General features: G+C 69.6%; 10 protein-coding genes. 5 read left to right on the top strand and 5 right to left on the bottom strand.

Going from position 1 to position 8,470, the window contains the following annotated elements; genetic code table 11:
• Nucleotides 1-50: 50 nt before the first annotated feature.
• Entirely contained in the window at nt 51-1,037 is a 987-nt protein-coding gene (locus ABD151_RS04810; RefSeq protein ID WP_343991875.1) for a carbohydrate kinase family protein, read from the bottom strand.
• A 64-nt stretch (nt 1,038-1,101) separates the two neighbouring features.
• Here ABD151_RS04810 and ABD151_RS04805 point away from each other — a divergent pair, with 64 nt between their 5' ends.
• Complete coding sequence (locus ABD151_RS04805) at nt 1,102-1,326, top strand: hypothetical protein (protein ID WP_343991873.1); 225 nt, start codon at nt 1,102-1,104, stop codon at nt 1,324-1,326.
• Nucleotides 1,327-1,488: 162 nt separating this feature from the next.
• Here ABD151_RS04805 and erpA read toward each other — a convergent pair whose 3' ends face one another.
• Together erpA and ABD151_RS04795 are read right to left on the bottom strand one after the other, a co-directional pair.
• On the bottom strand, nt 1,489-1,842 hold the full coding sequence (erpA, locus tag ABD151_RS04800; RefSeq protein ID WP_343991871.1) for an iron-sulfur cluster insertion protein ErpA: 354 nt from the start codon (nt 1,840-1,842) through the stop codon (nt 1,489-1,491).
• A 61-nt stretch (nt 1,843-1,903) separates the two neighbouring features.
• Nucleotides 1,904-3,004 (bottom strand): glycerate kinase family protein, encoded by a 1,101-nt coding sequence (locus tag ABD151_RS04795; protein ID WP_343991869.1) that lies wholly within the window; start codon nt 3,002-3,004, stop codon nt 1,904-1,906.
• Nucleotides 3,005-3,215: 211 nt separating this feature from the next.
• Here ABD151_RS04795 and ABD151_RS04790 point away from each other — a divergent pair, with 211 nt between their 5' ends.
• From ABD151_RS04790 to ABD151_RS04780, 3 genes are all read left to right on the top strand, one after another.
• Complete coding sequence (locus ABD151_RS04790) at nt 3,216-3,839, top strand: hypothetical protein (protein ID WP_343991867.1); 624 nt, start codon at nt 3,216-3,218, stop codon at nt 3,837-3,839.
• 174 nt (nt 3,840-4,013) lie between these two features.
• The gene (locus tag ABD151_RS04785; protein WP_343991865.1) at nt 4,014-4,628 is read left to right on the top strand and encodes a hypothetical protein; all 615 of its coding nucleotides are present in this window, start codon (nt 4,014-4,016) and stop codon (nt 4,626-4,628) included.
• A gap of 49 nt (nt 4,629-4,677) precedes the next feature.
• Nucleotides 4,678-5,586: a GNAT family N-acetyltransferase gene (locus ABD151_RS04780; protein WP_343991864.1), complete on the top strand. Its 909-nt coding sequence runs from the start codon at nt 4,678-4,680 to the stop codon at nt 5,584-5,586.
• A gap of 74 nt (nt 5,587-5,660) precedes the next feature.
• Here ABD151_RS04780 and ABD151_RS04775 read toward each other — a convergent pair whose 3' ends face one another.
• The gene (locus ABD151_RS04775; protein WP_343991863.1) at nt 5,661-6,284 is read right to left on the bottom strand and encodes a malonic semialdehyde reductase; all 624 of its coding nucleotides are present in this window, start codon (nt 6,282-6,284) and stop codon (nt 5,661-5,663) included.
• 189 nt (nt 6,285-6,473) lie between these two features.
• Between ABD151_RS04775 and nadA the strand changes: the two genes are divergently transcribed.
• Complete coding sequence (gene nadA / locus ABD151_RS04770) at nt 6,474-7,649, top strand: quinolinate synthase NadA (RefSeq protein WP_343991862.1); 1,176 nt, start codon at nt 6,474-6,476, stop codon at nt 7,647-7,649.
• Between the two features lie 95 nt (nt 7,650-7,744).
• Here nadA and ABD151_RS04765 read toward each other — a convergent pair.
• Nucleotides 7,745-8,470: flotillin domain-containing protein (locus tag ABD151_RS04765; RefSeq protein ID WP_343991861.1), on the bottom strand; the 726-nt coding region annotated here is incomplete at its 5' end.

Below are 8,470 nucleotides of genomic sequence, written 5' to 3'. Positions count from 1 at the left end.
GGTGGCGGTGAACAAGCGCGGGTTCGGGTGTGAACAAGCGCGGGTTCGGGTCAGGGACGGAAGGCGCTGAGGTGTCCCTCGATGTCGGCGCGGGCCTCGGCGCCGTAGGTCTTCTCCAGGCGGGTCAGGAAGCCCTCCCGCGACAGGGCGTACTCCTGGGTGCCGACCTGCTCCACCACGTGGACGGCGAGCAGGCAGCCGAGCTGGGCCGCCCGGGTGTCGTCGAGGCCCCAGGTGAGAGCGGCCAGGAATCCGGCCCGGAAGGCGTCGCCGACACCGGTCGGCTCGACCGCCGCGACGTCGGGAACCGCCGCGATCGTGACGGTCTCCTCGCCCTTGCGCTCGATCCGGACGCCGGCAGCGCCGAGGGTGACCACCCAGGTCCCCACCCGATCGAGCACCTCCTCGCGGCTCCAGCCGGTCTTCTGGATGATCAGCGAGGCCTCGTACTCGTTGGAGAAGAGGATGTGCGCGCCTTCGATCAGCTGCCGGATCAGCGGCCCCTCGCCGAAGGCGAGCTGCTGCGACGGGTCGGCCACGAACCGGTAGCCGCGCGAACGGCACTCCTCGGTGTGGCGCAGCATGCCCTCCGGGTCGTCCGGGCCGATCAGCACATACTCGGGCTCGCCGACCCGGTCCACGATCGGCTTGAGCTCGATCTCGCGCGACTCGCTCATGGCACCGGCGTAGAAGGAGGCGATCTGCGCCATCGAGGAGTCGTTGGTGCAGACGAAGCGGGCGGTGTGGCGGGTCTCGGAGACGTGCACGGAGTCGCAGTCGACGTTGTGCCGCTCCAGCCAGGCGCGGTAGTCGGCGAAGTCCTCGCCGACCGCACCGACCAGGATCGGGCGGAGCCCGAGGTTGCCGAGGCCGAAGGAGATGTTCGCGGCGCAGCCGCCGCGGCGGATCTCGAGGTCCTCGACCAGGAAGGAGACGCTCAGCTTGTCGAGCTGATCGACGACGAGGGAGTCGGAGAACTTGCCCGGGAACGACATCAGGTGGTCGGTTGCGATGGAACCGGCGATCAGGAGGGACATGGCTCGAAACAGTACCGGTCAACGACCCTAGGCGTACGTGACAGTAACCCTTAGCGTCGAAAACATGAGCCGACCGATCGCCCCTCGCCTGCCCTACGACGACGCCGTCAGCCCGCACGAGATGTTCGGTGACTGCCAGGCCGCCGGTGCCGCGCTCGGCGTGGCCGTCACCCCCGACCAAGTCTCCCCCGCGCTGGCTCCGCCGGCGTCGCAGACCGACCTGCGCCAGGTCGCCGTCCCCGCCTCCGCGGCCCAGCTCGCCGGCAGCCTGCACCTGCACCTCAACTAGCGCCGAGCGGGCGCTGCCCCGCCGATCCGGCATTCGTACCCGCCGATCCGGGGGTCGTGCGGGACCCATCCTGCCCCGCCGCCCGGTGCGGACCCGAAATGCACAAGAACCCGTAGCCGATGGCTACGGGTTCTTGCTAGGCGCTGCGTACGCAGCCGCGACTCAGTGGAACGAGTCGCCGCAGGCGCAGGAGCCGGTCGCGTTGGGGTTGTCGATGGTGAAGCCCTGCTTCTCGATGGTGTCGACGAAGTCGATCACCGCACCGTTGAGGTAGGGAACGCTCATCCGGTCGACGACCACGTTGACGCCGTCGAAGTCGGTGACGACGTCGCCGTCGAGGGTGCGCTCGTCGAAGAAGAGCTGGTAGCGCAGGCCGGAGCAGCCGCCAGGCTGCACGGAGATGCGCAGCGCGAGGTCGTCACGACCCTCCTGCTCGAGGAGGCTCTTGACCTTGGCCGCAGCGACCGGCGAGATGTTGATCTGGTCGGTGCGCGTCTCGAAGGTCTGCTCGGTCATGCTGGTACTCCCTGTTCGTGGGGTGAGGACGTCACTAAGGGCAATCGTCGCACACTCGCGGTTATTCCCCGATTGCCCACGTGCGCGCGACCCGCTCCGCGAGATCGGCCAGCACCGCCTCCGGCTCGGCGAGCGAGCGCTCCTCCCCGGCCAGGTCGCTCATCGCGTACCCCGCCTCCACCCCGAGCGCCCGCATCTCACGCGCGCCGATCAGCACGCGTCCGGCCAGCACCACACACGGACGCAACGCCGCGCCGGCGATCTCGGCCACCCCGTAGGGCACCTTCCCGGCCCGGCTGGAGAAGTCGAAGGAGCCCTCGCCGGTGAGCACGAGGTCAGCGGACGCCGCCCGCTCGGCCAGGCCCAGGGTCGCCGCGATCAGGCCGATCCCCGGCTCCCGCTCGGCGCCGAGCAGCATCAGCGCAAAGCCGATCCCGCCGCCCGCACCGGCACCGGGCGCGGTGGCGAGCCTCCGGTCGGTGCACTCGGCGAGCCGCTGCAGCCGGGCGTCGGCGATCAGCAGCTCCTCCTCGCTGAGCCCCTTCTGCGGGCCGAAGGTCTTGGTGGCACCGATCAGGCCGAGCAGCTGGGTGTCCACATCGGTGGCGACGACGAGCGCGACATCCGCCACCGCCGCCCGAGCCTCGGCGAGGTCGACGGAGGTGAGGCCGGTCAGCCCCTCCGGGCCGCCGTCGAGGCGGGCACCCTCGGCACCTGCGCCGAGCGCGGCCAGCAGCCCGGCGCCGCCGTCGTTGGTCGCGGTGCCGCCGACGCCGACGACGATCCGCCGTGCGCCGGCGTCGAGGGCAGCACGCAGGATCAGCCCGAGCCCGAACGAGCTGCTGGTCATCGGGGTGCGGCGCTCGGCCGGCACCTGATCGAGCCCGACCGCCTGGGCGGACTCCACGTAGGCGGTCCTGTCGACCAGCAGGTAGCGCGCGGTGACCGCGGGGCCGGCCAACCCCGGCACCTCCACCTCGTGCAGCTCACCTCCGAGTGCCGCATGCAGCGCATCGATGAACCCCGGGCCGCCGTCCGACATCGGGCAGAGCTCGACCTGGTCGTCGGGCCGCCTGCGCAACCAGCCGCGGGCGATGGCCTCAGCCGCCTGCGGAGCGGTCAGCGTGCCGGCGAACTTGTCGGGGGCGATGAGGATGCGCACGCGGCCATCTTGCCCGTTGGGTCGGCCAGTGGCGCTAACCGCCACGACTCTGCGGGCCGCCATTGCTCGCGTTGAAGATCTCTATCACCTTGGTGACAAGAGTCCGACCCAATCTGTATCCACCCGCGATTACCACTCTCAGGACCTTGCCGGCGTTTCTTCCTCCCCGCACCGTGAAGCAACGGACCCCCAAAATCGGGAAGGAAAATAGATGACTCGCACGCTCACCGCACTTCTGTCGGCTGCGTCGATGGCCGGCTTCACCACCGCAGCCGTCGCCGCCTACGCCGACAACCTTGTGCCAACGGGAAACTCTCAGATCTTTTGCGACCAAGGATCAGCGCTTCCGATCGGCGTCTGCCAAACGGACAATGCGGATGTCTATTGGCACATGGCAAGCGGAACCCAAGCGCTGGAAGCGCTCGACCGCGCAGCACTCGAAGCGATGCTCGGCGCACAGTACGCTCCTGGCGATCTTCGGCTCCACTACGAAGCGAACCCCACCTTCGACGGTCCGGGCGAGACCGACTGGATCTTTCAGGAAGGGCCGATAGATACAGAGGGAACGAGGGGCCGCATCTGGTGCAACGACACGGTCGGGACGTGGGAGTGCGACCAGCACTACATCAAGGTTGAGGGACCCGCGGGATACCAGAATCCGAAACTCACTTGCCATGAGGTCGGACATGCCGTCGGACTCACCCATGGGCCTCAAGCCAGCCCGGTGCTTGACGACGATGACGCCGACCTCGGCTGCATGCGACGCCCCCTCAACGCCATCACCTCCAATGCGATCGGGGCCGCGAACAAGGCCCAGATCAACGCCGTCTACTGAGTCAACGGAGAAAACGCCATGAACAAGAGAACAGTTGTCGGCGCCACGTGCGGAACTACGATTCTCGCCGTCAGCGGCGTCGCCCTCGCGCAACTCATAACGGACGACGCCACCACCCCGACCCCGGAACCCCGCGCGGCGGTAATGGCGGATGGCCTCGACCTCCTCCCCTCGATGACCCCGGTCGACTGGGTGGAGTCCGCATCGGTGGTCGCCGTGGTGACGGCGGTCGAGGAGCGGTCCAAGGAGATCGACGAGGAGTCACTCCAGCGGGGTGAGGGCGAGGTCGGCCGTTGGGTCGGCCTCCGGATCGACCAGACCCTGTGGACCAGCAGCGAGGCGGCACCGCCGCCGTCGGTGGTCACGTTGAGCACCGAAGGCTGGATCTGGAGGAACCACGACCCCGAGGACCGCACCGAGTTCGGGCTGGGCGGCCGGCCGCGGCTCGAGGTCGGCGAGCAGTATCTGGTCGCGTTGACCGAGTTCCCCGGCTTCGCCGCATCGGACGCGGCCACCTGCGAGGACGACCTCGGCCCTGATCCGACCGGCGCCAAGTGGGGCGTGATCGGCGAGTACGGCTCGGTCCCGGTCACCGACGGCGTGGTCGGTCCCGGCGAGTTCCAGGGCACGCTCCGCACGCTGGACGAAGCCCGGGCCGCTGTCGCCGACGCTCCGCAGGAGGCGCTGCGCGACACGTTGCTCGGCCAGCCACCGACAGCGGTGGTCCCGCACCTGGAGCGGGCGGCCAAGGAGCATCCGCCGAAGCCGCTGCCCGTGCCGACCTGCTAGCCGGCGACCAGCGGACGTCGGGTGGCGTCGTCAGGCATGCTGAGCATCGATGACGACGTCACCGCACTCCCCCGCCGACCTGCTGATCCGCCCGATGCAGGACGCCGACCTGCCCGCGGTGGTGGCGCTGCGCAACCTCGGGTTCCACGACCTGGACCGGCGCACCCTGCCCCGGCACCTCGACGTCCCCGCCCTCCCGGACGACGCCAACTCGGCGCTCTGGGTGGACCGCACCCGCTTCGTCCTGGGCACCGACCCCGGCGGCTGTTGGGTGGCCGAGACGCCGACCGGCGTCGTCGGCTTCGCGACCTCCACGGTGCGCGAGCTGACCTGGCTGCTGCACACCTATGTGGTGCATCCCGAGGTTCAGGGGCACGGCATCGGGCGCGCCCTCCTCGACGCCGCTGCGTCCCATGGCTCGGGATGTCTGCGCGCCATGCTCTCGGCCTCCGCCGACCCTGCGGCAGTGCGCCGCTATCTGCTGGCAGGCTTCGAGCTCCATCCACAGATGACCCTGACCGGCGTGGTCCGGCGCGACGCGATCCCGGTGATCACCAAGGTGCGCGAGGGGACGCCGGGCGACCGGGAGCTGATGGACTCGCTCGACCGCCGACGTCGCGACGCCGCGCACGGCGTGGACCACGAGTGGCTGCTCGCCCACCATCCGCTGCTGGTCTCCGACACCACCACCGGTGCGGGCTACGCGTACCTGCACCCGGCCGGCGGGGTGAGCCTGCTGGCGGCCGACAACCGGCGCACGGCCGAGCGCCTGCTCTGGGCGGCGCTGGCGGCCGGTGCCCCGGGCGTGAGCATCAGCCAGGACCACCTCACCGGCGCCAACCAATGGGCGCTGCGGATCGCCACCGAGGCGGGGCTGGCGGTGCACACCTCCGGCTACCTCGCGGTGCGCGGGATGAGGCCGCCCGTGCCGTACGTGCACCACGGCACCTTCGGATGAGCGACCGCCCCACGACGTCATGCGAACCGCGTGCCCGCGGCTCGCATGACGTCCCTCGAGGGAGGCCGAACGAATCAGATCGTGGCGGTCGCGGTCTCCGCGTCGAGCCGCGGCAGCCGGTCGAACCAGGCGTTCTCACCAGGAACGCCCACGTTGACGACCAGGAAGGAGCGGTGCGAGGTGCCCCCGTTCACGACCTCGTCCACGCCCGCCGCGTCGAACCCGCCCATCGGGCCGGCGTGCAGACCGGCGGCCCGGACGGCGACGATGAAGTAGCCGGACTGCATCCAGGCGTTGTTCTTGGCGATCTCAGCACGGGTGGCGGCGTCGCCGTCGAACATCGCCTTGCGCTCGGGCGCGTGCGGGAAGAAGACCGGGAACTGCTCGTGCCAGTCGGCGTCGTAGCTCAGCACCGCGAGCGCGGGCGCCTGCTCTGCCTTGGCGCGGTTGCCCTCCGCGAGCTTGGCGACGACGGCAGCGCGCGCCTCGGGGCTCTGCACCCAGGTGATCCGCAGCGGCTGGTTGTTCATCATCGTCGGGCCCATCTTGGTGAGCTCGTAGATCGCGTCCAACTGCTCCTGCGAGACCGGCTGGTCGGCGAAGGTGTTCGCGGTCCGCGCCTGCAGGAACAGGGCATCGGCCGTCGTGGCGTCGATGCCGAGGTTGTCGTAGACGGTGGTCGCGGTGTCAACGCTCACAAGTGGCTCCAGAGATCGAGTGGGTAGTCACTTCTTCAACGACCTCCCCGCTGAGCACCTTCCGGACTGAGGCAGTGATCCGAGTCACCCGCTGCGCGACGACTTTCTGGACCCAGCGGGAATCAACTCCGATTCCACCGGGGTTCACCTGGCGCAAGGCCGGAGACGACGCGATCTAGGATGGATGACATGACCACGGTTGACCTGCCGCTCCTGCCGCTGGGCCGGGGCACGGACCCCAACAGCGAGCGCGGCGTCGATTGTCCGGGCGACCTCCCGCCGGCCTCCGACCCCGACCTGGTGGCCCGCGCCCGCGCCGCCAAGGAAGCCCTCGGCGACAAGGTGTTCGTCCTCGGACACCACTACCAGCGCGACGAGGTCATCCAGTTCGCCGATGTCACCGGCGACTCCTTCAAGCTGGCGCGCGACGCCGCCGCCCGCCCGGACGCCGAGTACATCGTCTTCTGTGGCGTGCACTTCATGGCCGAGTCCGCCGACATCCTCACCACCGACGAGCAGAAGGTGATCCTGCCGGATCTCGCCGCCGGATGCTCGATGGCCGACATGGCCCGCCTGGCGCAGGTCGAGGACGCCTGGGACGCGCTCGCCGACGCCGGCGTCGTCGACTCCGTCGTGCCGATCACCTACATGAACTCCTCGGCCGACATCAAGGCGTTCTGTGGCCGCAACGGCGGCGCCGTCTGCACCTCCTCGAACGCCGACGTCGCACTCGAGTGGGCCTTCGCGCAGAAGGGCGAGGACACCAAGGTCCTCTTCTTCCCCGACCAGCACCTCGGCCGCAACACCGCCGTCCTCAAGCTCGGCTACTCGCTCGAGGACTGCGTGGTCTGGAACCCGCTGCTGCCCAACGGTGGGCTCACCACCCAGCAGCTGCAGGACGCCAAGATGATCCTGTGGAAGGGCCACTGCTCCGTGCACGGTCGCTTCTCGGCGGACGTCGTGGACGACCTGCGCGCCCAGGACCCGTCGATCCAGATCCTGGTCCACCCCGAGTGCACGCACGAGGTGGTCACCAAGGCCGACCTGGTCGGCTCGACCGAGTTCATCATCAAGACGATCGAGGCCGCCGAGCCCGGCACCAGCTGGGCGATCGGCACCGAGCTCAACCTGGTCAAGCGTCTCGCCGACGCGCACCCGGACAAGAAGATCGTCTTCCTCGACCGGACCGTCTGCTACTGCTCGACGATGAACCGGATCGACCTGCCGCACCTGGTCTGGGCCCTGGAGTCGCTGGTCGCCGGCACGGAGGTCAACGTGATCTCGGTCGACGACACGACCACCGCTGAGGCCCAGGTCGCCCTGCAGCGGATGCTCGACCTGCCCGGAAAGACCGCGAAGGACTGACCCTCCGGCCCACTGAGACAGCCCACATACGACGAGCCCCTGAGATCCTGGATCTCAGGGGCTCTTCGCTCTGCAGCCTCAGGTGAACGACGCGATCATGCGTCCTCGCGCACCACGTGGTTCTCGCTCGTGGCAGGAACGGCCGGGGCCGCGGCCTTGTTGCCGAGGCTGCCGATCATCTCCTGCAGGTCCAGGCCGGTGCTCGACTTCAGCAGCTCCAGCGTCTGGGCGATGTTGTTGGTGACCTGCTTGGGCAGCTCGCCCGCGCCATCGGTGGAGATCACGGTGAGCTTGTCGATCGCGCCCATCGGCGCCGACACCTCGGCGGCCAGCTTGGGCAGGATCTCGACCAGCATCTGCAGGACGGCGGCCTCGTTGTACTGCGCGAAGGCCTCCGCCTTCTTGTTCATCGCCTCGGCCTCGGCCTCACCGATCGCGAGCACCGAGGCGGCCTGCGCCTCACCCTCGGCACGCAGCGCGTCGGCCTCCGCGATGCGGCGGGCCTTCTCCGCCTCACCGCGCTTGGCACCCTCGATCGCCTCGGCCTCGGCCAGCGCCTCACGCCGCGACTTCTCGCCGACACCGGTCAGCCGGTCCCGCTCGGCCTCGGCCTCGGCCTTGGCGATCGCAGCCAGCTTGGCGGCGTCGGCGTCGAAGACCTGGGAGTTGCGGCGGCCCTCAGCCTCGGTCTCGACCCGGTAGCGCTCGGCGTCGGCGGGCTTGCGGACCTCGGTGTCGAGCTGGCGCTCCTTCAGCGCGGCCTGCCGGACGGCGACCTTCTCCTGCTCGGCCAGGATCGCCTGATCCCGGTCGGCCTGCGC

Origin of the sequence: Nocardioides dubius (genome assembly GCF_039528155.1) — a bacterium.
Taxonomy (GTDB): Bacteria; Actinomycetota; Actinomycetes; order Propionibacteriales; family Nocardioidaceae; genus Nocardioides; species Nocardioides dubius.
The sequence above is the reverse complement of the archived record's forward strand: the minus strand, read 5'-3'. Positions and strand labels throughout refer to the sequence as shown.

Excerpts from the sequence above, each read along its gene's own strand:
- ABD151_RS04810 (WP_343991875.1), bottom strand. The coding sequence starts at position 1,037 with ATGTCCCTCCTGATCGCCGGTTCCATCGCAACCGACCACCTGATGTCG.
- ABD151_RS04805 (WP_343991873.1), top strand. The coding sequence starts at position 1,102 with ATGAGCCGACCGATCGCCCCTCGCCTGCCCTACGACGACGCCGTCAGC.
- erpA (WP_343991871.1), bottom strand. The coding sequence starts at position 1,842 with ATGACCGAGCAGACCTTCGAGACGCGCACCGACCAGATCAACATCTCG.
- ABD151_RS04790 (WP_343991867.1), top strand. The coding sequence starts at position 3,216 with ATGACTCGCACGCTCACCGCACTTCTGTCGGCTGCGTCGATGGCCGGC.
- ABD151_RS04785 (WP_343991865.1), top strand. The coding sequence starts at position 4,014 with ATGACCCCGGTCGACTGGGTGGAGTCCGCATCGGTGGTCGCCGTGGTG.
- ABD151_RS04780 (WP_343991864.1), top strand. The coding sequence starts at position 4,678 with ATGACGACGTCACCGCACTCCCCCGCCGACCTGCTGATCCGCCCGATG.
- nadA (WP_343991862.1), top strand. The coding sequence starts at position 6,474 with ATGACCACGGTTGACCTGCCGCTCCTGCCGCTGGGCCGGGGCACGGAC.